This window comes from Oryzibacter oryziterrae (assembly GCF_021864535.1).
GTDB lineage: Bacteria > Pseudomonadota > Alphaproteobacteria > Rhizobiales > Pleomorphomonadaceae > Pleomorphomonas > Pleomorphomonas oryziterrae.
In genome coordinates this window covers 62,482-87,863 of the sequence record NZ_JAKJIC010000005.1, presented here as the reverse complement: position 1 = coordinate 87,863, position 25,382 = coordinate 62,482, and the positions used below count along the sequence as shown (strand labels likewise).

Below are 25,382 nucleotides of genomic sequence, written 5' to 3'. Positions count from 1 at the left end.
TCAGTGTCCCCGGAAGAAATCGGGACCGCCGAGCGCCTTGAGCCGTTCGCCCAGCGCGATGCCGAGGGCTTCCGGATCGGTGCCGGTGGCCTCTCCTGAATGCGCGGTGACGCCGTCGGGCGTCAGAATGAGGCCGCGCAGATGGATGGACGCACCGGAGATGGTGGCATGGCCGGCGATCGGCGTGCGGCAGGAACCATCGAGAGTGCGCAGGAAGGCGCGTTCGGTGGCAAGCGCCAGGCCGGTGGCGGGGTGGTGGATGCGATCGAGAAGCTCGGCGATGCGGCGGTCGCCCGCGCGGGTCTCGATGCCGATGGCGCCCTGACCGACGGCGGGCGGAAAGGTCTCGGGGTCGAGGATGGCGGTGGCGACATGGGCCATGCCGAGGCGATTGAGGCCGGCCATGGCCAGCAGGGTGGCATCGACCACGCCTTCGGACAGTTTGCGCAGGCGGGTCTGCACGTTGCCGCGATAGGTGACGACCTCAAGGTCGGGGCGCAGGCGCCGCACCATGGCCTGGCGCCTCAGCGAGGCGGTGCCGACCACGGCGCCCGCCGGCAGGGCGTCAAGCGTGGGGTATTTCAGCGAGATGAAGGCGTCGCGCACGTCTTCGCGCGGCAGGAAATGATCGAGCACCAGCCCTTCGGGCAGCACGGTCGGCATGTCCTTGGAGGAGTGCACGGCGAGGTCGAGCGAGCCGTCGAGGAGCCCGGCTTCGATTTCCTCGGTGAAAAGGCCCTTGCCGCCGACCTCGGCCAGCGCCCGATCCTGGATGCGGTCGCCGGCGGTGCTGAGCACGACGATCTCGATGTCCGGTGCGTCGGCGCCGAGGGCATCCAGGAGCTTCTGACGGACTTCGTGGGCCTGGGCCAGCGCCAGCGGGCTGCCGCGCGTACCGATACGGATGGGTTTGGGTTGCACCGGGCCAGACCTCGATGATACAGCCTGCCGCAGGAGCCGGCGATGGATCGCCCCTATTTCTGCAGCGGACCTTGAACTCTCTGGCGCTCCTATACGACGGGCCGGCGCGCAAGAAAACCCCGACGCGGGCGGAAGGCGTTGTTTGGCTGGCGAACTTTGGTTGGATGCTGATGGGCGAGACGCTGATCCTCGGATTGGAAAGCAGCTGCGACGAGACGGCCGCGGCGGTGGTGGCGCGCTCTGCCGACGGGCGCGGGCGCATTCTCTCCAACGTGGTGCTGTCGCAGATCGAGGAACATGCGGCCTTCGGCGGCGTGGTGCCGGAGATCGCGGCGCGGGCGCATGTGGATGTGATGGACGGCGTGGTGCGTGCCGCCCTTGAGGACGCCGGTGTGACGCTGGCCGAGATCGACGCCATCGCCGCGACGGCGGGCCCCGGTCTGATCGGCGGCGTTCTGGTGGGGCTGATGACGGCCAAGGCGTTGGCCCTGGGCGCAGGCAAGCCGCTGATCGCCGTCAATCACCTGGAAGGGCACGCGCTGACGGCGCGGCTTACCGACAGCGTCGCGTTTCCCTACCTGCTGCTGCTGGTGTCCGGCGGACATAGCCAGATCCTGCGGGTCGATGGCGTCGGGCAATACAGGCGCATCGGCACGACCATCGACGACGCGCTGGGCGAGGCCTTCGACAAGACGGCGAAACTCTTGCAGCTCGGCTATCCCGGCGGTCCCGAAGTGGAGCGCATGGCCGCCCTCGGCAATGCCGAGCGCTTCACCCTGCCGCGGCCTCTCCTGGGGCGCAAGGAACCGAATTTCTCCTTCTCCGGCCTCAAGACCGCCGTGCGCCTCGAGGCGACGGCGGCGGCCCCCATGTCGCAACAGGACGTGGCCGATCTCTGTGCGGCCTTCCAGGTGGCGGTGGCCGACGTGGTGGCCGACCGGGTCGGCGTGGCGCTCGGGCCATTTTCGGCGGAAACCGGCGGTTCGCCGACGCTGGTGGTGGCCGGCGGTGTCGCTGCCAACAAGGCGATCCGGGCCCGCCTCGAAGCGGTGTTGACGGCGCATGGCGGGCGGCTGGTGGTGCCGCCGGGCAAGCTCTGCACCGACAATGGCGCGATGATCGCCTGGACCGGGGCCGAGCGCTTCGCACTCGGCTTCCGCGACGGGCTCGACGTGGCGGCCCGCCCGCGCTGGCCACTCGACAGTGCGGCCGAACCGTTGATCGGCAAGGGACGACTGGGGGCCAAGGCATGACGCAGGACCAGAGCCAGGGGATGGACGATCGTCCGGCCGTGATCGGGGTGCTGGGGGCCGGGGCCTGGGGATCGGCCCTTGCGCTGACCTCGGCGCGCGCCGGCCATCGGGTGCTGCTGGTGGGGCGCAATGGCGAGGTGATCGAGGCGATCAACCGGACGCGGCGCTCGCCGGTGCTGCCGATGGCGCAGTTTCCGGACACGGTGCTGGCCTCGACCGATGTGGCGGCGCTGAGAGCCGCCGACGTGCTGCTCCTGGCCGTGCCGGCGCAGGCGACGCGGGCGGCGGTGGCCGACATTGCCGACGTGCTGAGGCCCGGCACGGTGGTGGTGACTTGCGCAAAGGGGATCGAGCGGGAGAGCGGTTTCCTGCTGACCGAGGTGATCTCCTACGGCTTCCAGAGCGGTCCGGTGGCGGTGCTGTCGGGACCGGGATTTGCCGAGGATCTGGCGCGGGGGCTCCCCACCGCGGTGACGATCGCGGCGGACGACATCGCGCTTGCCGAGGTGCTCGCCTATCTGCTGGCCGGTCCGGGATTTCGCCCCTATGCGGCGTCCGACATGGTGGGCGTGCAGTTGGGTGGGGCGATCAAGAATGTGCTGGCAATCGCGGCCGGCGTGGTGATCGGTCGGGGGCTCGGCGCCTCGGCGCAGGCGGCGGTGATCACGCGCGGCTTTGTGGAAATGCGGCGGCTGGCGGCGGCTTTCGGGGCCAAGTCGGAGACGCTGATGGGGCTCTCCGGCCTTGGCGACCTGATGCTGACCTGCGGGTCGGGCCAATCGCGCAACTATGCCTTCGGCATGTCGATCGGGCAGGGCGTCGATCCTGCGAGCTTCGGCAAACTGGCGGAAGGGGCGGCCACGGCGGAGATTGCCGTGACGCGCGCGCGCTCCTTCGGCATCGAGGTGCCGATCATGTCGGCGGTGGCCGATGTGCTGTCCGGGCGGATTGATGTGAACGGCGCGATCGAACGGCTGATGTCGCGACCGCTCAAGCGCGAGGACGCGTCGTAACAGGGAGCGAGGCGACGTCCTCGGACGGCCGCCGCCCGTGCGGAATGACGTCGACCTTCACTTCGAGACTGTGATCGCCATAGGCGACGATGACGCCTTCCAGCGGCGACACGTCGGAATAGTCGCGGCCGACGGCCAGCACCACGTGATCCTCGCCGGCGAGGATGCCGTTGGTGGGGTCGAAGCCGATCCAGCCAGCCTCCGGGCCGCACCAGACCTCGACCCAGGCGTGGGTGGCGTCGGCGCCTTCCAGACGCGGCTGGCCCTTGGGCGGTTCTGTGCGCAGATAGCCGCTGACATAGCGGGCGGGCAGCGACTGGCCGCGCAGGCCGGCGATCATCACATGGGCGAAATCCTGGCACACGCCCTTGCGGGCAGCAAAGGCCTCGGACGGGCGGGTGCGGGCGTCGGTGGCGCCGGGGACATAGCGGAAATCGGCCTTGATGCGCTTCATGAGGTCGACGGCGGCGTCGAGCATGGTGCGGCCCGGCGCAAGGCTCAGGGCGGCATAGGCGGTGATGGGGGCCGAGAGATCGACGCTCGGTGAGGCGAACAGCATGTGCGCCGGCGAGTCCGGGCCAAGGTCGGTGCTGGCGACGGCGGCGGCGCGCACGGCCTCCCAGGGCAGGGTCAGCCGTTCGAGCAGGGATTGCGCCGGCAGCACCTCGACCCGGGCGGTCAGGGTCACGGTCAGATGGTCATGGCCGCGATCGAAGGCGAAATGGGTGATCCTGTTGCCGAAGAAGTCGCTGAGGTCGAAGCGCTCGGCGGGCTCGGGGGAGATGTCGAGATCGGCGTCCAGCACGATCTGGCCGGCCCGGCTGATCGGGAGCTGATGGGCAACCTGGCGCGAGAAGGGCACCGGCGCGCCATAGCGATAGAGCGTCTGCTGGCGAACCTCGTAGATCATTCGAATTCTTCCGGTAGATAGGCGGTCGGCCGCTGGGTGAAGAAGCGCTCGGCGATACCGTTGGAGAGGCGGGCCAGCTTGACGGAAATCTTGTCGATGCCGCCGGAGGTCAGGCCTTCGACCGGCTGGTTGGCCAACTTGGAATTCAGCTTGCGGGCGTGGCGCAACAGATCGACGGGCCGGCCGTCGACGGTGGTGGCCGGCAGGGTCTCCAGATGCTCGACGATGCGCTCCACCTGGAAGGCGACCGAGCGGGGATTGGCCGGGTCGAGCACCAGCAAGTCACGCACCGGATTGGCGGCGGCGCGCATGGCGTAGCGCCAGCGATAGGTGATCTGGCTGTCGCCCAGTTCCAGCGCCAGATCCAGCGCGTCCGGGCTCGGATCGTCATAGGCGAACTGGCGGACGAAGCGCGTGGTGGTCATGGCGCGTTCGATGCGGCGACCGAGATCGAGAAAGCGCCAGCCCATGGCGCGGTTCATGTTCTCCGAGGCAAGCCCGGCGAAGGCGGAGATGCGGCGCAGGCCGTTGTTGACTTCGTCGAGCGCCTGGGCCGGGCTCAGGCGGCGCAGCTTCAGTTCGGAGAAGAGCTGGGCGATTTCCATCACCGACTGGAAGGCGTCGGGTGCCAGGCGATCGCGGATGGCGGAGCTGGCACTGCGGGCGGCACTGGTGAGGAAGGGCATGCCCGAGGTGGGGCCGACCTGCGACAGGGTGGCGAGTGCCGCGGCTACCGGCGTGCCTTCGAACCCGGCGTCGAGGGCGTCGATGAACTTCAGATGGGCGACCAGATGGTGCACCAGCGGGTTGTCATTGTCGGCGCCGGCCTCGATGAGGCGCGCCAGAAGAGCGCGGACGAGGCGCAGGCTGGCCTCGGAGCGCTCGAGATAGCGGGCGAGCCAGAAGAGATTGTCGGCCGAGCGGCTCGGCAGCGTGCCGGTGGTGCGGCGGATCGGCACGCGATCGGGCTGGGGCAGCAGCGAGGTCTCGGTGACCGTGCCTTCGGACAGCACCCAGACATCGGAAGTGCGGGCACCCGCCTGCAGCGACACGAAGCGCGGGTCCTCGCTGCCGGAGATGCGGCAGAAGCCGCCGGGCATCACGGTCCAGTCGCCGTCGCCGGTGGCGGCAACGAAGAGACGCAGCACGAAGGGGCGCGGGATCAGCTTCTCGCCGTCCCAGACCGGCATGGTGGACAGGCGCACGTCCTCCTGGCCGACCACGTCCATGCCGCGGGCGCGGATCTGGGCGGTGACGGCGGCGCGCGTTTCCGGCGACATGGCCGCGCCGACCATGCTGTCGGTCTTGAAACCGGCGAGCCGTCCCTCGAAGGCGGAGGCGATGGCCATCTTGTCAAAGCCCGCCAGCACGGCGTTGCGCTCGGTCTCCTGACCGCACCACCAGGTGGCGAGGTTGGGCAGGAGCAGGTCCTCGCCGAGGATGTGCTTGGCGAGCGCGGGGAAGAAGCCCATCAGTGCGCGCGATTCGATGACGCCGGAGCCGAGCGCATTGGTGACGGAGACTTCCTGCCGGCGGATGGCCTGGACGAGCCCGGGCACGCCGATCTGGGACGTGTTCTTCAGTTCGAGCGGGTCGGTGAAGTCGCCGTCGAGGCGGCGCCAGAGCACGTCGACACGCTTCAGGCCGGAGACGGTGCGCACGTAGACGGCATTGTCGCGCACCGTGAGGTCGGCGCCCTCGACGAGCAGGAAACCGAGATAGCGCGCGAGATAGGCGTGTTCGAAATAGGTTTCGTTGAGCGGGCCGGGGGTCAGCAGGCCGACGCGCGCTTCGGCGCCGGCATTGAGCGCTGAGAGTTCGTCGCGGAAGGCCTGGAAAAAGGAGGCGAGCCGGTCGACATTCAGGTTGCGCGTCATGTCGGGCAGGGCGCGGGAAATGGCGATGCGGTTTTCGAGTGCATAGCCGGCGCCCGAGGGGGCCTGGGCGCGATCGGACAGCACCCACCAGCGACCGTCCGGGCCGCGGCCGATATCCACGGCATAGAAGCGCAGGTGGCGGCCACCCTTGGGCTTGATGCCGACGAGGGGGCGGAGGAAATTCGGACTGCCGGCGACGACGGCGGCGGGCATTACGCCGTCGCGGATGAGACGCCCCTCGCCATAGACGTCGGACAGGACGGCTTCGGCGAGGCGCGCGCGCTGGATGACACCGGTCTTCAGCGCCTCCCATTCGGTGGGGGCAATGAGCAGCGGCAGCGGGGCGAGCGGCCAGGGGCGTTCGCCGCCGGCCGGATCGTCATAGGCGCGGAAGAAGACGCCGGAATCGCGCAGGTGCTGCTCGGCCGAGGAAAAGGCCTCGGAGAGCTGCGCCTTGGTCTGCGAGGCGACGAGGCCGAGGAAGCGATCCCAGGGCGCGCGGATGCCGCCGTCGGGCTGCATCATCTCGTCCCATGCGCCGGGCAGGGGCGCATAGGAGGCAAGGACCGACTTCACCCAGCCGGTTTTGCCCGGCCGCGGCTCGGTCGCGCCGGAGTTCTGCTTCTGCGTCTGACTCATTGGTCAAATATTTCCGGTCGCGAAGCGTTGGGCAAGCGGTTTGTACGCACTTGCCCGGGCTTTGCACGGCGGAAAAGCTCAAATCCGCGCTGGACGGCGCAGATCGAGTGTTGCCGGGAAGGCGCCGGGGCGTTCTTCCTGAGGAACATGGGCGACGCCGACCGAGTGGCCGAAATCCTGGAAGCGGGTGAGGCGGCGCGCTTCGGCCTCGTAGGAGTTGACCGGATAGGTGTCGTAGTTGCGGCCGCCGGGATGGGCGACGTGATAGACGCAGCCGCCAAGGGAGCGTTGCGACCACCGGTCGATGATCTCGAAGGTGAGCGGCGCGTTGACCGGAATGACCGGGTGGATGCCGCTGGCCGGCTGCCAGGCCTTGAAGCGGACGCCGCCCACATAGGTGCCGTTGGTCCCGGTGGAGAGGGTGGGCACATGCCGGCCGTTGCAGGCGAGGATATGGCGGGCGGGATCGAAGCCGCGCACCTTGGCCTGCAGGCGCTCGACGGAGCTGTCGACGTAGCGCACGGTGCCGCCTGCGGCGCCCTCTTCGCCGGTGACATGCCAGGGTTCCAGCGCACCGCGGATCTCGAGCGCCACGCCCTGACGCTCCACGGTGCCGAAATAGGGGAAGCGGAACTCGCGCTGGGCGTCGTACCAGAGCGGATCCATGGGATAGCCGGCGCGGGTGAGGTCGCCGAGCACGTCGAGGAAATCCTTCCAGACGAAATGCTCGAGCATGAAGCGATCGTGCAGATCGGTGCCATGACGGGCGAACTCGCCGGTTTGCGGCTCCTTCCAGAACCAGGCGATCAGCGCGCGCAGCAGCAATTGCTGGGCGAGCGACATGCGCGCGTCCGGCGGCATCTCGAAGGAGCGGAACTCCACTAGCCCGAGGCGGCCGGTGGGGCCGTCGGGGGAGAAGAGCTTGTCGATGCAGATCTCCGAGCGATGGGTGTTGCCGGTGACGTCGGTCAGGAGATTGCGGAACAGGCGGTCGGTCAGCCAGGGCAGCGGCGGCAACCAGCCGGACTGCGGATGCGGGATCTGGGCCAGCGCGATCTCAAGCTCGTAGAGCGCGTCATGGCGGGCTTCGTCGATGCGCGGTGCCTGGCTGGTGGGGCCGATGAACAGGCCGGAGAAGAGGTAGCTCAGTGACGGATGGCGCTGCCAGTAGAGCACGAGGCTCTTGAGCAGATCCGGCCGGCGCAGGAAGGGGCTGTCGGCCGGCGTGGAGCCGCCGACCACCACGTGGTTGCCGCCGCCCGTGCCGGTGTGGCGGCCGTCGATCATGAACTTGTCGGTGCCGAGCCGGGTGAGGCGGGCCTCCTCGTAGACACCGGTGGTGATCTCCACACACTGCTTCCAGCTGGCGGCCGGATGGATGTTCACCTCGATGACGCCGGGATCGGGGGCGACGCGGATGACGTTGATGCGTGGATCAAAGGGCGGTGCGTAGCCTTCGATGTGAATGGGCAGGCCGAGTTCTTCGGCGGTGTTCTCGATGGCGGCGAGAAGTTCGAGATAGTCCTCGATGCCGGTGACCGGCGGCATGAAGACGCACAGGCGCCCGTCACGCGGCTCGACGCTCATGGCGGTGCGCACGGCACCGGACCCGGTCATCCACTGCTGGACGCGCGGATCGTCGGGCGAGACTTCATGCGAGCGCTGGTAGACGTTGTTGAGGTGCTCCGGATCCGGCAGCTCCTGCAGCTGCATGAAGGTGTCGCGATCCACGTGGAAGGGATAGGCCGACGGCGGCACCCAGGGCAGGGCACTCAGCGGCAGGCGATAGCCAACCGGCGAGTCACCGGGGACGAGATAGAGACGCCCGCGGCGGAAGTGCCACAGTTCCGACACCCAGCCGACGCCGGCCTTGGTCTGCCAGCGCTGGATCGGCAGCACGAAGCCGGTGGGCGTGCCGAGGCCGTGGCTGAACACCTTGGCGATGCGCGTCCGCTCCTCGGCGCTCTCGAGCTTGCTGTCTTCGGTGGTGACGTTCTCCGGCAGGCCGGCTTCCTTCATGATCCAGTGGGCCGGATCTTCAAAGGCGGGGACTGCGAAGTCGCCGGGAATGGCCAGACGCTTGGCGACGCCGCGCAGGAGATCGCCGGCACTGTCGGCGGTGGCGGGCGTCCGCGCGCTTTCGCGGGCGACCAGATCGAGATTGCGCCAGATTGGCTTGCCGTCCTTGCGCCAGTAGAGTGAGAAGGTCCAGCGCGGCAGGCTCTCGCCGGGATACCACTTGCCCTGGCCGTAATGCAGGAAGCCGCCGGGCGCGAAGCGGTCGGACAGCTTGCGGATCAGGCTGTCGGCGAGGCCGCGCTTGGTGGGGCCGACGGCGGCGGTGTTCCATTCGTCGGACTGGTAGTCGTCGATGGAGACGAAGGTGGGCTCGCCGCCCATGGTGAGCCGTACGTCACCGGCGGCAAGATCGGCATCGACCTTGTCGCCGAGGTCGAGCAGGCGCTGCCAGGCTTCATCCGAATAGGGCCAGGTGACGCGCGGCCGCTCGTCGATACGGGCAATCTGCATGTCGAAGGCAAATTCGGTCTTGGTTTCGGGCGACCCCGAGAAGGCGCCGACGATGGGGGCGGCCGAGGCGTAATGCGGCGTGGCGGCCAGCGGAATGTGGCCCTCGCCGGTGAGTAGGCCCGAGGTGGGGTCGAGGCCGATCCAGCCGGCGCCGGGGATATAGACCTCGCACCAGGCGTGCAGGTCGGTGAAGTCGACCTCAGTGCCGGACGGGCCGTCGAGCGATTTGACGTCGGGGCGGAGCTGGATGAGATAGCCGGAGACGAAGCGGGCGGCGAGACCGAGGCGGCGCAGCAGCTGGACCAGCAGCCAGCCGGTGTCGCGGCAGGAACCGGACCTGCGGGCCAGCGTCTCCTCGGGCGTCTGCACGCCCGGTTCCAGGCGGATCTCGTAGGAAATGTGCTGCTGCAGCGCCTGATTGACGGCGACGACGAAGTTGGTCGTCTGCATCTTGTCGCGCGGGATGGCGGCCAGATAGGTCTCGAACAGGTCGCCCTCGCCCTCGCATTCGAGATAGGGCGCGAGCTCCTTGGCAAGCTCGGGCTTGTAGGTGAAGGGGAAATGCTCGGCATAGTCTTCGATGAAGAAATCGAAGGGATTGATCACCGCCATCTCGGCAAGAAGATCGACCGTGACGGAGAATTCGGTGGCCGGTTCGGGAAAGACGAAGCGGGCCAGCCAGTTGCCGTGCGGATCCTGCTGCCAGTTGACGAAGTGCGGCTCCGGCGTGACCTTCAGCGAATAGGCGGGAACGGCGGTGCGGCTGTGCGGCGCGGGACGCAGCCGGATGACCTGAGGGGTGAGGACGACGGGCCGGTCGTAGACATAGCGCGTTACGTGGGTCAGCTTCGTCAGGACGGCCATTCTGTCTCCCTGCGGCGTAAATTGAAGTGGCGCAGTGTAATGACAGAAGGGCTGTCAGGCAAAGCCCGGCTCTTGGGCTTTGCCTGCCTAAGTTTTAAGCTGATGCGATCACGCTACCGACAGCGGATCGATGACGATGTCGTAGAGCTTGCTGGTCGAGAGCGTGGCGATCTCGTCGTAAAGCGCGGAATCGGTGGGCAGGCCCGTGGCGGCGGCGTCGACCGGACGCGGCACGACCCAGCGCAGGCGATCCCAGCCGCGGCTCTGCCCCTCGATCTTGAGGGTCTCGACGAACTTCCGACCGATGCCGCGATTGCGGTAGTTGGGGAGGACGTAGATGTCCTCGAGGTGACCGACGCGGTGACCGGACATGGTGTCCGGCAGGTCGAAGAACACGGCGAAACCAACGAGTTCGTCGTCGAAGAAGGCGCCCAGAACTTCGGCGGCCTTATCCTCGGTCAGCAGTTCGGCATAATATTCATCAGGCCGGCGCGGGGCGCCGCGCTTCATGGCCTGGGCATAGGCTGCGATCAGAGGCGCGAGCTTGTGGGCGTCTTTCTGGGTGAGGGCAGCAATGGTGATCGTCATGGCATCTTCCCCGCAATGCTATCCCTTGCGCTATGCACGATGGAAGCCGTTCGGGCAAGACAAAGGCCGGGGAATCCCCGGCCCTTGGACTAATTGTTATGGAGCGATGGTGACTTGAATGTCACTTCCACGTGCGAACATCTACGAAGTTTCCCGCAATCGCGGCGGCCGCAGCCATGGCCGGCGAGACGAGATGGGTGCGACCCATGTAGCCCTGACGGCCCTCGAAGTTGCGGTTCGAAGTGGACGCGCAGCGCTCACCCGGCTTCAGCTTGTCGGGGTTCATGGCCAGGCACATAGAGCAGCCCGGCTCGCGCCATTCGAAGCCGGCCTCGATGAAGATCTTGTCGAGACCTTCGGCTTCGGCCTGCTCCTTGACCAGACCCGAGCCCGGCACGACCATGGCGTTGACGGTGGCGGCCACCTTCTTGCCCTTGGCGACGGCAGCAGCGGCGCGCAGGTCCTCGATGCGACCGTTGGTGCAGGAGCCGATGAAGACGCGATCGACGGTGACGTCGGTCATCTTGGTGCCCGGCTTGAGGCCCATGTAGTCGAGGGCGCGCCACTTGGAAGTCCGCTTGGTCTCGTCGGCGATGTCGTCGGGGTTCGGGACAACGCCGGTCACCGGCACCACGTCCTCGGGCGAAGAGCCCCAGGTGACGGTGGGAACCAGCTTGGCGGCGTCGAGCACCACGACCTTGTCGAAATGCGCGCCTTCGTCAGTGAACAGCGTCTTCCAGTAGGCGAGCGCGGCTTCGAGCTGTTCGCCCTTGGGAGCCTTGGGCTTGCCCTTGATGTATTCGAAGGTCTTCTCGTCCGGCGCAATCAGGCCGGCGCGGGCACCGCCTTCGATCGACATGTTGCAGACGGTCATGCGGCCTTCCATCGACAGCGAGCGGATGGCTTCGCCTGCATATTCGATGACATAGCCGGTGCCGCCGGCGGTACCGATCTCGCCGATGATGGCAAGCACGATGTCCTTGGCGGTGACGCCGTCGGAGAGCTGACCGTCGACGCGCACCAGCATGTTCTTGGCGCGGCGCTGGATCAGGGTCTGGGTCGCCAGCACATGCTCGACTTCCGAGGTGCCGATGCCATGGGCCAGCGCACCGAAGGCGCCGTGCGTCGAAGTGTGGCTGTCGCCGCAGACGATGGTCATGCCGGGCAGGGTGAAGCCCTGCTCGGGGCCGACCACGTGGACGACGCCCTGACGCTTGTCATGCTCGTTGTAATATTCGACGTTGAACTCGGCGGCGTTGATGGCCAGCTGGCTCACCTGGTCGCGCGATTCCGGATCTTCGATCGGCTTGCTGCGGTCGGTGGTGGGCACGTTGTGGTCGACCACGGCGAGCGTCTTCTGCGGCGCGCGGACCTTGCGACCGGTGTTGCGCAGACCCTCGAAGGCCTGCGGGCTGGTCACTTCGTGGACAAGATGACGGTCGATGTAGAGCAGCGAGGTGCCGTCGGCCTGAGTGTCGACCACGTGGTCGTCGAAGATCTTGTCATAGAGAGTGCGGAGCTTGGCGGTCATCTGATGTGACTTTCCTGAAGGCGGTGACCCCGATCGGGGGCTGATCGTCGAGAAAATGGGAGCGGACGGATTGGGCCGTCAGAGTCGGCCGTCGCCGGTCTGTCGCGCCAGAAACCGCCAGGGCAGGCGCGCGTGATCATGCACCGGCGTGAATTCGCTCGTGGTCATGTGGCGCGGATGGGCGGCTCTCTTCAGCATGGCGCGTTCTATACTGAAATTTCCGGGGTTTCACAATCTGTGTTGTGGGCGGCGGATGGGCCGAAAGATGGGAGGCCTCGGGCAAAGCGGCAAGAGGCCGCCCGAATGGCACGGCTTCAGCCTACAAACGAAGGCGCCCGACCGTCGGGGGAACGGTCGGGCGCGGCGCTATGGGTTCAGCGCAAGCCCGGCAGGGGGGCCGGGAGACGCTCCACCGCAGTCGGCTAGACGGGGGGGCAGTGCCGATCGAAAAGGCGGCGGCGTCATGACCTTCATATTGAACCGCCCCGGTCTTGAAACAAGGCCGGGGCGGTTAACAATGGCGTGACCTGTCTGTGAACGGGGCGGGATCAGCCGACCAGCGTCTTGAACTCGGCCAGAATGGCGGCGCCCATTTCCTTGGTGGTGATGGTGGCTTCGCCCGCCTTGGCGATGTCCTTGGTGCGCAGGCCCTTGCCGAGCACGCCGGCAATGGCCTGATCGAGCTTGGTGGCGAGGTCCACGAGGCCGAAGGAGTAGCGCAGGGCCATGCCGAAGGAGGCGATCATGGCGATCGGGTTGGCAGCGCCCGTGCCGGCGATGTCCGGGGCCGAACCGTGCACGGGCTCGTAGAGCGCCTTGCGCTTGCCGGTGGCGGCATCGGGGGCGCCGAGCGAGGCGGACGGCAGCATGCCGAGCGAGCCGGTCAGCATGGCGGCCACGTCGGAGAGGATGTCGCCGAACAGGTTGTCGGTGACGATGACGTCATACTGCTTGGGACGGCGCACGAGCTGCATGGCGCAGTTGTCGGCGAGCACATGCTCGAGCTTGACGTCGGCGAACTCGTCCTTGCCAATGCGGGTGACCACCTGGTTCCAGAGCACGCCCGACTTCATGACGTTGCGCTTCTCGGCGGAGGCGACGCGCGAGTTGCGGGTGCGGGCGAGGTCGAAGGCGACGCGAGCGATGCGCTCGATCTCGGAAGTGGTGTAGAGCTGGGTATCGACGGCGCGCTTCTGGCCGTTTTCCAGCGTGACGATTTCCTTGGGCTCACCGAAATAGACGCCGCCGGTCAGCTCGCGCACGATCAGGATATCGAGGCCTTCGACCAGATCGGCCTTGAGCGAGGAGGCGTCGGCGAGCGCCGGATAGCAGATGGCGGGCCTGAGGTTGGCGAACAGGCCGAGGTCCTTGCGCAGGCGCAGGAGACCGGCTTCCGGGCGCACCTCGTAGGGAACGCTGTCCCACTTGGGACCGCCGACGGCGCCGAACAGCACGGCATCGGCGGCGAGCGCCTTCTGCATGTCGGCTTCGGAGATGGCGGCGCCATGGGCGTCATAGGCGCAGCCACCCACGAGGCCGCGATCGGTGACGAAGTTGGTCAGGCCCTTGGCGTTGAGGAAGGCGATGATGGCCTCGACCTCGGCCATGATCTCGGGGCCGATACCGTCACCCGGCAGAAGGAAAAGCTTGGTCTCAGTCATCGTCTTCAGTCCTCGGCTTGCAATGGCAGGGGCAAGGCCGGAATGCCGGTCTTTTCGGGCGAATGCTCCAGTGCGGCGCGTCACCGACCTTGAGGATCAAAATCAGTGACGATACAGTCGCACCAGATATTTGCTGGTGGTCTGCTCATGTCATTTTCAATGATGCAGACCACTAGCGAGACCGGCGGTTCCACGCAAGGCCGAAAGCGGCCGGATCAGTTCGCTGCGTCAGGACTTTCGATGACGGCGAAGCTGCCGCTGTCCGGGTCGAGGATGTGCAGCTCACCTTCGGAGACGTCGAACCAGGCTCCGTGCAGGCGCAGCGATCCCTTGGCGACGCGGGTCTGGATGCAGGGGAAGGTCATCAGGTTGCGCAAGGACGCCTTGATGCCCTCGTGTTCCAAGGTCTTGTAGCGCAGGCCGGGCGCCACGGAATGGTCGCAGCGGACCTCGTCGGCGGTACCGGAGAGGATGCTCATCCAGCGGCCGATGAAGTCGCTCTGGGTCAGCGGCTCGTCGGTGCCGTCGATGGCGGCGCGGATACCGCCGCAGCGGCCATGACCCATCACCACGATATGCTTGACCTTGAGGGCGACCACGGCAAATTCCAGCGCGGCGGAGGTGCCATGAAACTCGCCGTCGGGATGGAAGGGCGGCACGAGATTGGCCACGTTGCGCACCACGAAGATCTCGCCGGGGCCGGCGTCGAAGATCACTTCGGGCGATACGCGGCTGTCGCAGCAGCCGATGATCATGATCTGGGGCTTCTGGCCTTCTTCCCCGAGACGCTTGTAGCGGTCGTTCTCGGTCGGATAGCGCCCCGCGCGGAAGGACAGGTAGCCGTCATTGAGGCGGCTGGGAAAGCTGGCGGGAAGCGGCGGGCGGATCGTCGGATCGGACATGTTCGGCGGTCCCTTTCAAAAGCCGGCCCTGCACAGGTCGGCGGCAAGACCTCTACAGCCTTGCCGCCGACCGGGCAATTCGGAGTCTTTGTCAGGACCAAATATATTCTCTGCGCATATGAGGCTCAAGGGCGGGACGACAAGCGCGCGCCCGGTTTGATTTACCCAGACGCCGCTCCCCGGCGCACGCCGGTTTGAGGCACAGGCCCCTCAGCCGAGGAAGAAGACGTCGCGCAGCTCCCTGGACTTTGGGCTGTTGTCCGGGTTGGAGGGCATGATGTCGGCCATGTAGGCCCACCAGCGCTGGCAGACTTCGGTGCTCGCGATGGCGTTCCAGCGCTCTTCGGACTCGATCTCGACGGAGGCGAAGAGCATGCTGGTATCGGCGTCGAGCCAGATGCCGTAGTTGTGGGCGCCATGGGCCTTCAGCGCCGCGGCAAGGTCGGGCCAGATCTCGTCGTGGCGGCGCTTGTATTCGGCATGGGCTTCGGGATTGACCCACATGACGAAGGCCTTGCGGATCATGATCATTCTCCTCCACGCGAGGCGAGACGCCAGCCGGTGAGCGCCATGGCTTCGGGCTGCGGCACCACCTTGAAGCGGGCGGCCAGGGCCGTGAGGTCTGACGTGGTGATGGTCTGGCGGGGACCGCCCATGGAGAGCACCTTGACCAGGATCTCGGCGGCCTTTTCGGCGGTGTCGATCAGACCGAAGGCATCGTCGAGCGTCGGTCCCGCACCGAAGACGCCGTGGAAGGGCCAGAGCACCAGGGCGCGGCGGCCGAGCGAGCGGGCGGTGGCCTCGCCGATGATTTCGGTGCCCGGCACCATCCAGGGCATGGTGCCGACGCCGTCGGGGAAGACGACCAGGCATTCGGTGGAGCCTTCCCAGAGCGCGCGCGTCACATTGGCGTCGGTGAGCTCGAGGACATAGGTCAGCGCGATCAGGTTGGTGGCATGGCAATGCATGATCACCCGATCGCGGCCGCCGGTCAGGGCCTGGCGGGCGAGATGCGACTTGAGATGGGCGGGCAGCTCGGAGGTGGGGCCGCCGCCGTCTGCAAAGCCCCAGAGCACGTCGAGCGCCGCGCCGTCGTGGGTCAGCCTGATGACGCCGAGGGTGTTGCGCGGGTCGAGCTGGACGTTGCGGAAGAACTTGCCGGTGCCGGTGACGATATAGACCTGTCCGGCCAGTTCGGGGATCGGATCGGCCAGCGGGATCTGGCGCAGCACGGAGGGGGCATAGGGCGCGATGTCGCTGTCGAGCAGGCGCAGGGAGACGTTGCCGCCGTTGCGCTCGTCCCAGCCCTTTTCCCAGCAGTCCGTGGTGGCCTTGACCATGGCGTCAACGAACCAGGCCGATTGCATGTCGCTTGCCATGGTTCAGCCCTCACGCTGTGCGAGGACGGTGCGCTCGTAAGTCTTCACAGTGTCCATCCAGCCCATGCCGGCAGGCGTGTTGCGGCTCTCGCAATACTGCGCCCAGACGGCCGTCCAGGGGCTCGACTTGTGCTCCTCGAACAGGGCCATGCGCAGGGCACCGTCCCCCTTGGCTTCGGCGTCCTTCAAGGCGGTGGCCGGTTCCAGCATGGCGCGCAGCAGGGCCTTGCGCATGTTGCGCGTGCCCACCACCCAGGCGGCGATGCGGTTAATGGAGGCGTCGAAGAAATCGAGGCCGATGGCGACGCGCGGCAGCACGCCGCCGCGGACCAGTTCGTTGGCGATGTTCTGGGTGGGGTCGTCGAGCAGGACGACGTGATCGCTGTCCCAGCGCATGGGGCGGGAGACGTGCAAGAGCACGCGGTCGATCATGGAGAGGGCGGCGGACAGCTTGTCGGCCACCTCCTCGGTCGGATGGAAGTGACCGGCGTCGAGGCAGAGCATGACTTTGCGCGTGGCGGCATAGGCGAGGTAGAACTCGTTGGAGCCGACCGTATAGGCTTCCGCACCGATGCCGAACAGCTTGCCTTCGACGGCGTCGAAGTGGAAGTCCTGAGAGATGGGCTCGGCGATCACCGCGTCGAGGGCGTCGCGCAGCAGCGCGCGGGGGCCGAAGCGGTCGAAGGGGAAATCCTTGGAGCCGTCGGGGATCCAGATGTTCATCACCGACGGCGTGCCGAGCGATTTGCCGAAATGCTCGGAGACGCGGCGGCTCGCCTTGCAATGGTCGATCCAGAACTGGCGGATCGCCTTGTCGGGATGGCTGAGGGTGCGGCCGTCGGCGCTGAGGGGATGGCTGAAGCAGGACGGGTTGAAGTCGAGGCCGATGCCCTTGGCCTTGGCCCAGTCGACCCAGTTCTGGAAATGGCGCGGCTCGATGGCATCGCGGCCGACCGGCTTGTCGGCTTCCAGATAGAGGGCATGCAGGTTGAGCCGCTTGGCGCCGGGGATCAGCGACATGGCCAGATCGAGATCGGCGCGCAGCTCGCCGGCATTGCGGGCGCGGCCGGGATAGTTGCCGGAGACCTGGATACCGCCGGTCAGCTCCTGATCGGGGTTTTCAAAGCCGCGGACGTCGTCGCCCTGCCAGCAGTGCATGGAAATGGGCACGGCGTCGAGCTTGTCGAGGACGGCGTCGACGTCGACGCCGGTGGCGGCAAAATACTCCCTGGCCAGTTCATAGGCCTTGAGGGTCGATCCCTTGGTCTCCATCGGCTTTCCTCCGCCGTCATCTCCCTGGCGAGGGCCTGGCGGCTTGTCTTGTTGTTTGGTGCCGCCCCGTCAGGGGAGTGACGGGGCGGCACGGTGTCGAAGCGGGCGCGCTCTGGCGTCGGCTCAGCGCGTGAAACTCACCTGATTGCCGGCATCGACGTTGATGATATTGCCGGTCGACTTGGCGGCAAGGTCCGAGGCGAGGAAGTAGATGGCCTCGGCGACGTCTTCGGGGAAGACCGACAGCTTCAGCATGGAGCGCTTGCGATAGTGCTCCTCGAGCGAATCCGGCGTCAGGTTGGAGGCGGCGGCGCGCTGCTCGCGCCATTCGCCCGACCAGATGCGCGAGCCGCGCAGCACGGCGTCGGGATTGACGGTGTTGGCGCGGATGCCGAAATCGGCGCCTTCGAGCGCCAGGCAGCGGCACAGATGGATCTCTGCAGCCTTGGCGGTGCAATAGGCGGCGGCGCCTGCCGAGGCGGCAAGACCGTTCTTGGAGGCGACGAAGACGATGGAGCCGCCGAGGCGCTGGCGCTTCATCAGGCGGAAGCCCTCGCGGCTGACCAGGAAGTAGCCCTTGGCGAGGATGTCCATGTTGCGGTCCCACATGGACAGCTCGGTCTGGTCGACCGGGGCGGAGGAGGCGATGCCGGCATTGGAAACGAGAATGTCCAGCCCGCCATATTCGACGGTGGCGTCGGCGAAGCCCTTGATGACGGAGGCCTCCGAGGTGACGTCCATGGCCACGGTGCGGACCTGATCGGCGCCGAACTTGCCGCCGAGCTCCCTTGCAGCGGCGTCGAGGGCGGCGGGATCGATGTCGGCGAGCACGACGGCCGCGCCTTCCATCAGCATGCGGATGGCCGAGGCCTTGCCGATGCCGCCGCCGCCGCCGGTGATCAGCGCGATGCGGCCGGCCAGTGCTTTCGGCTTGGGCATACGCTGCAGCTTGGCCTCTTCGAGCAGCCAGTATTCGATGTCGAAGGCTTCCTGCTCGGGCAGGCCGACGTAGGTGCCGACGGTGGAAGCGCCGCGCATGACGTTGATGGCGTTGACGTAGAACTCGGAGGCGATGCGCGCGGTGGCCTTGTCGCGGGCAAAGGAGATCATGCCGACGCCGGGGACCAGATAGATCACGGCGTTGGCGTCACGCATGGCAGGCGAGTTGGCGTGCTTGCAGCGCTCGTAATAGGCGGCATAGCCGGCGCGATAGGTCGCGACCGCCTCGGGCAGGGCGGCGATGACGGCGTCGAGATTGTCCCCGGCCGGATCGAAATCGAGCACCAGCGGGCAGATCTTGGTGCGCAGGAAATGGTCGGGACAGGACGTGCCGAGAGCCGCGAGCGGGCGCAGATTGGCCGAGCCGACGAATTCCAGCACGGCGGCGCTGTCGTCGAAATGGCCGGCCTTGCGTTCGTCGCCGCCGATCAGGGCGCGGATTTCCGGCATCAGGCGAACGGCAACGGCGCGGCGGGCGTCGGGGGCGAGCGTCGGCGTGACGGCACCGCCGAAGGCGACCTTGCCGGCTCCCTGTTCGGCGAAATAGGCGATGGCCTTGTTGATGATGGCGAGCGTCGTCTCGTAGCAGTCGCGCGCACTGTCGGCCCAGGTGAACAGGCCGTGGCTTTCAAGCACGCAGCCCTTGGCGTTCGGGTTGTCATGGGCGAATTGCGACAGCATCAGGCCCAGCTCGAAGCCGGGGCGACGCCAGGGCAGCCAACCGATTTCGTCGCCATAGATCTCCGCGGTCAAGGCCTTGGACGTGGCGGTGGCGGCGATGGCGATCACCGCGTCCGGGTGCATGTGGTCCACGTGCTTGCGCGGCACATAGGCGTGCAGCGGCGTGTCGATGGAGGCGGCGCGCGGGTTGAGATTGAAGGTGCAATGCGGCAGGTAGCCGACCATCTCGTCCTCGTGGTCGGGGCCACGATAGATGGTTTTCAGCCGCTCGAGCTTGTCGAGATAGAGGGTGGAGAAACCGTCGAGCTTCATGGAGCCGACGTCGCCGCCCGAGCCCTTGACCCAGAGAACGGTCACGTCCTCACCGGTCAGCGGGTCCTTGTGGGTCACCTTGGCGGAGGTGTTGCCGCCGCCGTAATTGGTGATCCGCTTGTCGGAGCCGAGCAGATTTGAGCGATAAAGCAGACGGCCAGGTTCGTCGAGCGTGGCGGCATAGGCCTCGTCCCATCGGTTTTCCAGAAGCCCGGTGATGGCGCCAGCAGTCATTCTCCCCTCCCAGGTCAATTGCGGCTCGCGGCCGTTTCTGTATGGTCCCCGCGACGGGTTTCCCGTCACCGACTGCCGCGTCCCAGTCGTTTCTGATATCGCGCAGGGAGCGTCAGCCTGTCAACAGGAATAATCATAATCGATCATGTTGCATCGCAATATGAAAAATCATGATCGTTTGTGATTGACAATCCGAATCTAAACCGTTTTGATATGGGCAAGAGGAGCAACCATGCACGAACGTGAGCGTCACCGGATCATCTTGAGCGCCGTTCAGGAGCGGCCGGTGCTGACCGTGCAGGACATCGCCGAGCTGACGGAGGCGTCGGAAGCGACCATTCGTCGCGACATTTCGGCGCTGGCACTGCAAGGCAAGCTCAGGAAGGTGCGCGGCGGGGCCGAAGCGCTGCATCCCATGCAGGTGGGAACGCTGGCGGCGCGGTCGTTCCGGGTGGACGAAGCGATCAACACCGCTCAGAAACGCGCAATTGCGCGTGAGGCGGTAAAGCTGTGTCATGACGGCGAGGCGATCATCATCAACGGTGGCACCACCACCTTTCCGATGGTGCATTTCCTGAGCGGGCTCAAGCTGCAGGTGCTGACCAACTCGTTCCCGATCGCCGAGCATCTGGTGAAGCATTCCAAATGCACGGTGGTGGTGCCGGCAGGCGCCATCTATCGCGAACAGAACATCATCCTGTCGCCCTTCGAGAATGACGGTACGCCGCATTTCTATGCCAAGCGCTTCTTTCTCGGCGCGCGCGGCGTTTCGGCACTCGGGATCATGGAATCGGATTCGCTGATCATCCAGTCGGAACAGCGCCTGATGAAGCAGGCCGACGAGATGATCCTGCTGGTGGACAGTTCGAAGTTCCGCAGCCGGTCGAGCAACATCCTGTGCCCGCTCGACCGGGCGGCGACCATCATTACCGACGACGGCATCGACGACGAGGCACGGCGCCTCGTGGAGAGCGCCGGCGTCACCCTCATCGTCGCCTCGGTCGAGGCGGGCGATGCGGAGCAGCAATCCGCGACGGTTGCCTGACAAAGCGCTCGAGGAGGAGCGCGGGCGGTCGTCGTCGGGGGTCATGCATAACGGGAGGATAGACCAATGACCTTGTTCAAGAAGCTTGCCGCAACGACTGCCGTCGCCCTGGCCATGCTGGCCGGGCCTGCCAGCGCCGAAACCGTCAAGATCGCCCTCGTGGTGAAGGCGCTCGGCATCGGCTTCTTCGACGCCGCCAACAAGGGGGCTCAGGAAGCCGCCAAGGAACTGGGCGACGTGGAAGTGATCTACACCGGTCCGACCAACACCACGGCCGAAGGCCAGATCGAGGTGATCAATTCGCTGATCGCCCAGAAGGTCAATGCCATCGCCATCTCCGCCAATGACAAGGACGCGCTGGTTCCGGCCCTCAAGAAGGCCATGGAACGCGGCATCACCGTCATTTCCTGGGATTCGGGCGTGGCGCCGGAAGGCCGCCTGATGCACCTCAATCCCTCGTCCAACGAGCTGATCGGCAACATGTGCGTGAAGATGGCCGCCGACAATCTGCCGGACGGCAAGGGCGACGTGGCCATTCTCTCGGCCGCCTCCACCGCCACGAACCAGAATACCTGGATCGAGGAGATGAAGAAGGTTCTGCCCAAGTATCCGGGCGTCAAGCTGGTGGACACCGTCTATGGCGACGACCTCGCCGACAAGTCCTACCGCGAGATGCAGGGCCTGATCGCCAAGTATCCCGACCTCAAGGCCGTGATCGCCCCGACCTCGGTCGGCATCGTCGCTGCCGCACAGGCGGTGGAAGACGCCGGCAAGACCGGCCAGATCAACGTCACCGGTCTCGGCCTGCCCTCCGAGATGGCCGGCCATGTGAAGGCCGGTTCTTCCAAGTCCTTCGCCATCTGGAACCCGATCGACCTGGGCTATGCCGCCACGACGATCGCCTATGAGCTCGCCACCGGCAAGGCGGAAGCCAAGCCCGGCGCCGAGATCCCGATGGGCCGCATGGGCAAGGTCAAGCTCGACGACACCAGCTCGGGCGCCATGGCCGATCCCTTCGTCTACGACGCCAAGAACGTCGAGGAATTCGCCAAGATCTTCTGAGGTCTTGCCGCACTGACAACCGGACCCGGGCAGCCGGGTCCGGACATTCCGCAAGACGTCTCTCCAGCGCACCGCTGCTTGAAGCCGGTGTGCTGGAGAGACGGTCCTCTGCAAGCCATCCAGACGCTTGCCGACGTCTCACGCCCGCAGGCGTTCGAGTACCCCCTCATGAATGCAATGTCCCCCACCCAGTCGGTCCACACCGCCGAGGCGCAGCCGCTCCTCGAGATGGTCGGCATATCCAAGTCCTTTCCCGGCGTGAAGGCGCTGTCGGACGTGGCGCTCAGTCTCCGGGCTGGCCATGTGACGGCGCTCATCGGTGAAAACGGCGCCGGCAAGTCGACGCTGGTGAAGTGCCTGACCGGCATCTACCAGCCCGACAGCGGCGAGATCCGCGTCGACGGCAAGCCGGTGCGCTTTGCCACGGCGGACGCGGCGCAGGCGGCGGGTGTGACGGCCATCCACCAGGAAACCGTGCTGTTCGACGAGCTGACGGTGGCCGAGAACATCTTCCTTGGCCACGCGCCGCGGACGCGCCTGGGGTTCGTCGACTGGGCCGCCATGCATGCGCGCGCGGCCGCCATCCTGCACGGCATCGACGCGCCCATCTCGACGCGGGTGCGGCTCAAGGATCTGTCCATCGCCCAGCGGCATCTGGTGGCGATCGCCCGTGCCCTGTCGGTGGACGCGCGGATCGTGATCATGGACGAGCCGACGGCGGCCTTGTCCTACAAGGAAGTGGAAGATCTGTTCCGCATCGTCGCGCGGTTGAAAGCGGCCGGCAAGGCCATCCTGTTCATCAGCCACAAGTTCGAGGAAGTCTGGCGCATCGCCGAGTATTATGCCGTGTTCCGTGATGGTCGGCAGGTGGGGGCTGGTCTGCTCGCCGACGTCGATCAGCATGACCTCGTCAAGATGATGGTCGGCCGCGACGTGGCGCATGTGTTCCCCAAGGGCGAGCCCAAGATCGGCGACACCGTCTTCTCGGTGCGCAAGCTCAGCCATCCCACCGAATATGACGACATTTCCTTCGACCTGCGGCGCGGCGAGATCCTCGGGCTCTATGGCCTCGTCGGCGCCGGTCGGTCGGAAGTCTGCCAGGCGCTCTTCGGTGTGAGCCGGCCGGGATCGGGCGAGGTGTTGCTCGACGGGCAGCCGCTGGTCACCCGTTCGCCGTCGGACGCCATCGGCGCCGGCATCGTCTATGTGCCGGAAGAGCGCGGGCGGCATGGGGCGATCACCGCCATGCCGATCGTCTCCAACATGTCGCTGCCGTCGCTCCGGCAAACCAGCCGGCGCAACTTCCTGCGCATGGCCGAGGAGTTTGCGCTTGCCCGCACCTATGCCGAGCGGCTCGACCTGCGCGCGGCCTCCCTCAGCCAGCCGGTGGGCACGCTTTCGGGCGGCAATCAGCAGAAGGTGGTGATCGGCAAGTGGCTGGCGACGCGGCCCAAGGTCATCATCCTCGACGAGCCGACCAAGGGCATCGACATCGGTTCCAAGGCGGCGGTGCACGCCTTCATGAGCGAGCTTGCCGCCGAAGGGCTGGCCGTCATCATGGTTTCCAGTGAAATCCCCGAGGTCCTTGGCATGAGCGACCGGGTTCTGGTGATGCGGGAAGGGCGCATGGCCGGCCTGTTCGATCGGCAGGGACTGACGCCGGAAATCCTGGTGCGCGCCGCAACGGGCAACAGCGAGGGCAGACAATGAGCCTCATCCGAACCCTTCTGGCGCGGCGCGAGACGCTGCTGCTCTGCGCCATGCTGGCGCTGCTGATCGGCGTGACGGCGCGCTTTCCCGAATTTGCGACGCCGGCCTCGCTCGCCAACGTGTTCCACGACACGTCCATCCTGATCATCCTCGCCCTCGGTCAGATGGCGGTGATCCTCACCAAGTCGATCGACCTGTCGGTGGCGGCCAATCTCGCCTTCACCGGCATGACCGTGGCGATGCTGAACCACGCCTTTCCCGACCTGTCGATCCTGGTGCTGATGGGGCTCGCCCTGACGATGGGGCTGGCGCTTGGAGCCATCAACGGGCTGATGGTCTGGCGGCTCAACATGCCGCCCATCGTGGTGACGCTGGGCACGCTGACCATCTATCGCGGCCTTGCCTTCGTGGAATCGGGCGGTGCCTGGGTGAATGCCCACGAGATGTCGCCGGCCTTCCTCGAACTGCCGCGCGCGGTGGTGGCGGGGCTGCCTGTGCTCTCCTGGCTCGCCATCCTGGCGATCGGCCTCAGCGTGCTGCTGTTCGATCGCACGCCGATCGGGCGGGCCTTCTTTGCCACCGGCGGCAATGCGGTGGCGGCCGTCTATACCGGCATCGACGTGGGGCGGACACGGTTTTACGCCTTCTGTCTCTCCGGCATGCTGGCGGGGCTATCGGGCTATCTGTGGGTGTCGCGCTATGCGGTGGCCTATGTGGACGTGGCCGGCGGCTTCGAGCTCAACGTGATCGCCGCCTGCGTCATCGGCGGTGTCTCCATTGCCGGTGGCATCGGATCGGTGGCCGGCACGGTGCTCGGGGCGCTGTTCCTCGGCCTGATCATGAATGCGCTGCCGGTGATCGGCGTGTCGCCCTTCTGGCAGATGGCGATCTCCGGTGCCGTGATCATCGCGGCGGTGACCATCAACGCCCGGGCCGAACGCTCGGTGGGGCGCAACATCCTGCGCCGCAAGGAGATCGTGCTATGAGCGAGATCACGAGCGCCCGGCATATTCCCGATCGCCTGGACAGTCCGCTGTCGGCCGCCTTGCGCAGCTGGGAACTGCTGCTGGTTCTGGTGGCGGTGGCGATCTTCATCGCCAACTCGCTGGCGTCCCCCTATTTCCTCGATCCCTGGAACCTCTCTGACGCCACCTTCAACTTCACCGAGAAGGCGATCATCGCCGTGGCCATGGCCTTTCTGGTGGTGTCGGGCGAGATCGACTTGTCGGTGGCCGGCATCATCGCGCTGGCGTCGACCCTGATGGGCGCGGTGGCGCAGACCGGGGCGGGCACGGGGACGCTGGTGCTGGTGGGCCTTGGCGTCGGCCTTGGCTGCGGCGCCTTCAACGCCGTGCTGGTGACGCGCCTGCGCCTGCCGTCGATCGTGGTGACCATCGGCAGCATGAGCCTCTTCCGCGGGCTCGCCTATGTCATCCTGGGCGACCAGGTCTACAAGGGCTATCCCGCCGATTTCGCCTGGTTCGGCCAGGGCTATGTGTGGTGGGTGTTCTCCTTCGAGTTCGTCGCCTTTCTCATCCTGGCTCTCGTCGGCGGCATCGTGCTGCACCGGACCATCTTCGGCCGGCAGGTGTTCGCCATCGGCAACAACGCGCTGGCCGCCACTTTCTCGGGCGTCCATGTGGAACGGGTGAAGTTCATCCTGTTCCTGATGACGGGCGTCGCCTCGGGCATTGCCGCGGTGATGCTCACCTCGCGCCTCGGATCGACGCGGCCGTCGATCGCGCAGGGCTGGGAACTCGAGGCGGTGACCATGGTGGTGCTCGGCGGCATCAACATCAACGGCGGGTCGGGCTCGATCCTCGGCGTGGTGATCGCTGCCTTCGTGATGGGGCTGATCACCTTCGGCCTTGGCCTGCTCAACGTGCCCGGCGTGATCATGTCGATCTTCATCGGCCTGATGCTGATCGGCGTCATCGCCGTACCGATCGTGTTCCGTCGCCTTGCCGCGCTGCGGCGGCGCGGCTGACCGGAGGCGCGCG

Annotated in this window: 19 protein-coding genes; 7 read left to right on the top strand and 12 right to left on the bottom strand. The window is 66.6% G+C overall.

Annotated features, from left to right (window positions below; genetic code table 11):
• Window positions 1-921, bottom strand: a complete 921-nt coding sequence (gene hemC, locus L2I41_RS07335) for a hydroxymethylbilane synthase (RefSeq protein ID WP_237152880.1) — start codon at window positions 919-921, stop codon at window positions 1-3.
• A 170-nt stretch (window positions 922-1,091) separates the two neighbouring features.
• Here hemC and tsaD point away from each other — a divergent pair, with 170 nt between their 5' ends.
• Both tsaD and L2I41_RS07325 read left to right on the top strand, forming a co-directional pair.
• On the top strand, window positions 1,092-2,174 hold the full coding sequence (tsaD, locus tag L2I41_RS07330) for a tRNA (adenosine(37)-N6)-threonylcarbamoyltransferase complex transferase subunit TsaD (RefSeq protein WP_237152879.1): 1,083 nt from the start codon (window positions 1,092-1,094) through the stop codon (window positions 2,172-2,174).
• Entirely contained in the window at window positions 2,171-3,187 is a 1,017-nt protein-coding gene (locus L2I41_RS07325; RefSeq protein ID WP_237152878.1) for an NAD(P)H-dependent glycerol-3-phosphate dehydrogenase, read from the top strand. The genes tsaD and L2I41_RS07325 overlap by 4 nt, the downstream gene beginning before the upstream one ends.
• Here L2I41_RS07325 and L2I41_RS07320 read toward each other — a convergent pair.
• From L2I41_RS07320 to L2I41_RS07270, 11 genes are all read right to left on the bottom strand, one after another.
• Window positions 3,165-4,097: a transglutaminase family protein gene (locus L2I41_RS07320; RefSeq protein WP_237152877.1), complete on the bottom strand. Its 933-nt coding sequence runs from the start codon at window positions 4,095-4,097 to the stop codon at window positions 3,165-3,167. The genes L2I41_RS07325 and L2I41_RS07320 overlap by 23 nt on opposite strands.
• On the bottom strand, window positions 4,094-6,613 hold the full coding sequence (locus L2I41_RS07315; protein ID WP_237152876.1) for a circularly permuted type 2 ATP-grasp protein: 2,520 nt from the start codon (window positions 6,611-6,613) through the stop codon (window positions 4,094-4,096). The genes L2I41_RS07320 and L2I41_RS07315 overlap by 4 nt, the downstream gene beginning before the upstream one ends.
• Window positions 6,614-6,691: 78 nt before the next feature.
• A complete protein-coding gene (locus tag L2I41_RS07310; protein ID WP_237152875.1) occupies window positions 6,692-10,006 on the bottom strand; it encodes a transglutaminase family protein in 3,315 nt (1,104 codons plus the stop codon).
• Between the two features lie 108 nt (window positions 10,007-10,114).
• Window positions 10,115-10,594 (bottom strand): GNAT family N-acetyltransferase, encoded by a 480-nt coding sequence (locus L2I41_RS07305; RefSeq protein WP_237152874.1) that lies wholly within the window; start codon window positions 10,592-10,594, stop codon window positions 10,115-10,117.
• A 121-nt stretch (window positions 10,595-10,715) separates the two neighbouring features.
• A complete protein-coding gene (gene leuC, locus L2I41_RS07300; RefSeq protein ID WP_237152873.1) occupies window positions 10,716-12,125 on the bottom strand; it encodes a 3-isopropylmalate dehydratase large subunit in 1,410 nt (469 codons plus the stop codon).
• Between the two features lie 548 nt (window positions 12,126-12,673).
• Window positions 12,674-13,786: a 3-isopropylmalate dehydrogenase gene (gene leuB, locus L2I41_RS07295; protein ID WP_237152872.1), complete on the bottom strand. Its 1,113-nt coding sequence runs from the start codon at window positions 13,784-13,786 to the stop codon at window positions 12,674-12,676.
• Between the two features lie 215 nt (window positions 13,787-14,001).
• On the bottom strand, window positions 14,002-14,688 hold the full coding sequence (locus tag L2I41_RS07290) for a carbonic anhydrase (RefSeq protein ID WP_237152871.1): 687 nt from the start codon (window positions 14,686-14,688) through the stop codon (window positions 14,002-14,004).
• 210 nt (window positions 14,689-14,898) lie between these two features.
• Window positions 14,899-15,213: an L-rhamnose mutarotase gene (rhaM, locus tag L2I41_RS07285; protein WP_237152870.1), complete on the bottom strand. Its 315-nt coding sequence runs from the start codon at window positions 15,211-15,213 to the stop codon at window positions 14,899-14,901.
• A gap of 2 nt (window positions 15,214-15,215) precedes the next feature.
• Window positions 15,216-16,067 (bottom strand): rhamnulose-1-phosphate aldolase, encoded by an 852-nt coding sequence (gene rhaD, locus L2I41_RS07280; protein ID WP_237152868.1) that lies wholly within the window; start codon window positions 16,065-16,067, stop codon window positions 15,216-15,218.
• Between the two features lie 3 nt (window positions 16,068-16,070).
• A complete protein-coding gene (locus tag L2I41_RS07275) occupies window positions 16,071-17,339 on the bottom strand; it encodes an L-rhamnose isomerase (RefSeq protein WP_237152867.1) in 1,269 nt (422 codons plus the stop codon).
• A gap of 123 nt (window positions 17,340-17,462) precedes the next feature.
• The gene (locus L2I41_RS07270) at window positions 17,463-19,565 is read right to left on the bottom strand and encodes a bifunctional rhamnulose-1-phosphate aldolase/short-chain dehydrogenase (RefSeq protein ID WP_237152866.1); all 2,103 of its coding nucleotides are present in this window, start codon (window positions 19,563-19,565) and stop codon (window positions 17,463-17,465) included.
• 232 nt (window positions 19,566-19,797) lie between these two features.
• Here L2I41_RS07270 and L2I41_RS07265 point away from each other — a divergent pair, with 232 nt between their 5' ends.
• The 5 genes from L2I41_RS07265 (at window position 19,798) to L2I41_RS07245 (ending at window position 25,369) form a co-directional block, all read left to right on the top strand.
• Window positions 19,798-20,610: a DeoR/GlpR family DNA-binding transcription regulator gene (locus tag L2I41_RS07265; protein ID WP_237152865.1), complete on the top strand. Its 813-nt coding sequence runs from the start codon at window positions 19,798-19,800 to the stop codon at window positions 20,608-20,610.
• A 66-nt stretch (window positions 20,611-20,676) separates the two neighbouring features.
• Window positions 20,677-21,672 (top strand): rhamnose ABC transporter substrate-binding protein, encoded by a 996-nt coding sequence (rhaS, locus tag L2I41_RS07260; protein WP_237152864.1) that lies wholly within the window; start codon window positions 20,677-20,679, stop codon window positions 21,670-21,672.
• Between the two features lie 168 nt (window positions 21,673-21,840).
• Window positions 21,841-23,382 (top strand): sugar ABC transporter ATP-binding protein, encoded by a 1,542-nt coding sequence (locus L2I41_RS07255; protein ID WP_237152863.1) that lies wholly within the window; start codon window positions 21,841-21,843, stop codon window positions 23,380-23,382.
• Window positions 23,379-24,368: an ABC transporter permease gene (locus tag L2I41_RS07250; RefSeq protein WP_237152862.1), complete on the top strand. Its 990-nt coding sequence runs from the start codon at window positions 23,379-23,381 to the stop codon at window positions 24,366-24,368. The genes L2I41_RS07255 and L2I41_RS07250 overlap by 4 nt, the downstream gene beginning before the upstream one ends.
• Entirely contained in the window at window positions 24,365-25,369 is a 1,005-nt protein-coding gene (locus L2I41_RS07245) for an ABC transporter permease (RefSeq protein ID WP_237152861.1), read from the top strand. Before L2I41_RS07250 ends, L2I41_RS07245 begins: the two co-directional genes overlap by 4 nt.
• Window positions 25,370-25,382 lie beyond the last annotated feature (13 nt).

Coding starts and splice junctions, on each gene's coding strand:
- leuC (WP_237152873.1), bottom strand. CDS start 12,125: ATGACCGCCAAGCTCCGCACTCTCTATGACAAGATCTTCGACGACCAC.
- rhaM (WP_237152870.1), bottom strand. CDS start 15,213: ATGATCCGCAAGGCCTTCGTCATGTGGGTCAATCCCGAAGCCCATGCC.
- L2I41_RS07305 (WP_237152874.1), bottom strand. CDS start 10,594: ATGACGATCACCATTGCTGCCCTCACCCAGAAAGACGCCCACAAGCTC.
- L2I41_RS07275 (WP_237152867.1), bottom strand. CDS start 17,339: ATGGAGACCAAGGGATCGACCCTCAAGGCCTATGAACTGGCCAGGGAG.
- L2I41_RS07255 (WP_237152863.1), top strand. CDS start 21,841: ATGAATGCAATGTCCCCCACCCAGTCGGTCCACACCGCCGAGGCGCAG.
- L2I41_RS07290 (WP_237152871.1), bottom strand. CDS start 14,688: ATGTCCGATCCGACGATCCGCCCGCCGCTTCCCGCCAGCTTTCCCAGC.
- L2I41_RS07265 (WP_237152865.1), top strand. CDS start 19,798: ATGCACGAACGTGAGCGTCACCGGATCATCTTGAGCGCCGTTCAGGAG.
- L2I41_RS07315 (WP_237152876.1), bottom strand. CDS start 6,613: ATGAGTCAGACGCAGAAGCAGAACTCCGGCGCGACCGAGCCGCGGCCG.
- rhaD (WP_237152868.1), bottom strand. CDS start 16,067: ATGGCAAGCGACATGCAATCGGCCTGGTTCGTTGACGCCATGGTCAAG.
- rhaS (WP_237152864.1), top strand. CDS start 20,677: ATGACCTTGTTCAAGAAGCTTGCCGCAACGACTGCCGTCGCCCTGGCC.
- tsaD (WP_237152879.1), top strand. CDS start 1,092: ATGGGCGAGACGCTGATCCTCGGATTGGAAAGCAGCTGCGACGAGACG.
- L2I41_RS07310 (WP_237152875.1), bottom strand. CDS start 10,006: ATGGCCGTCCTGACGAAGCTGACCCACGTAACGCGCTATGTCTACGAC.
- L2I41_RS07320 (WP_237152877.1), bottom strand. CDS start 4,097: ATGATCTACGAGGTTCGCCAGCAGACGCTCTATCGCTATGGCGCGCCG.
- L2I41_RS07245 (WP_237152861.1), top strand. CDS start 24,365: ATGAGCGAGATCACGAGCGCCCGGCATATTCCCGATCGCCTGGACAGT.
- L2I41_RS07325 (WP_237152878.1), top strand. CDS start 2,171: ATGACGCAGGACCAGAGCCAGGGGATGGACGATCGTCCGGCCGTGATC.
- L2I41_RS07270 (WP_237152866.1), bottom strand. CDS start 19,565: ATGACTGCTGGCGCCATCACCGGGCTTCTGGAAAACCGATGGGACGAG.
- L2I41_RS07250 (WP_237152862.1), top strand. CDS start 23,379: ATGAGCCTCATCCGAACCCTTCTGGCGCGGCGCGAGACGCTGCTGCTC.
- leuB (WP_237152872.1), bottom strand. CDS start 13,786: ATGACTGAGACCAAGCTTTTCCTTCTGCCGGGTGACGGTATCGGCCCC.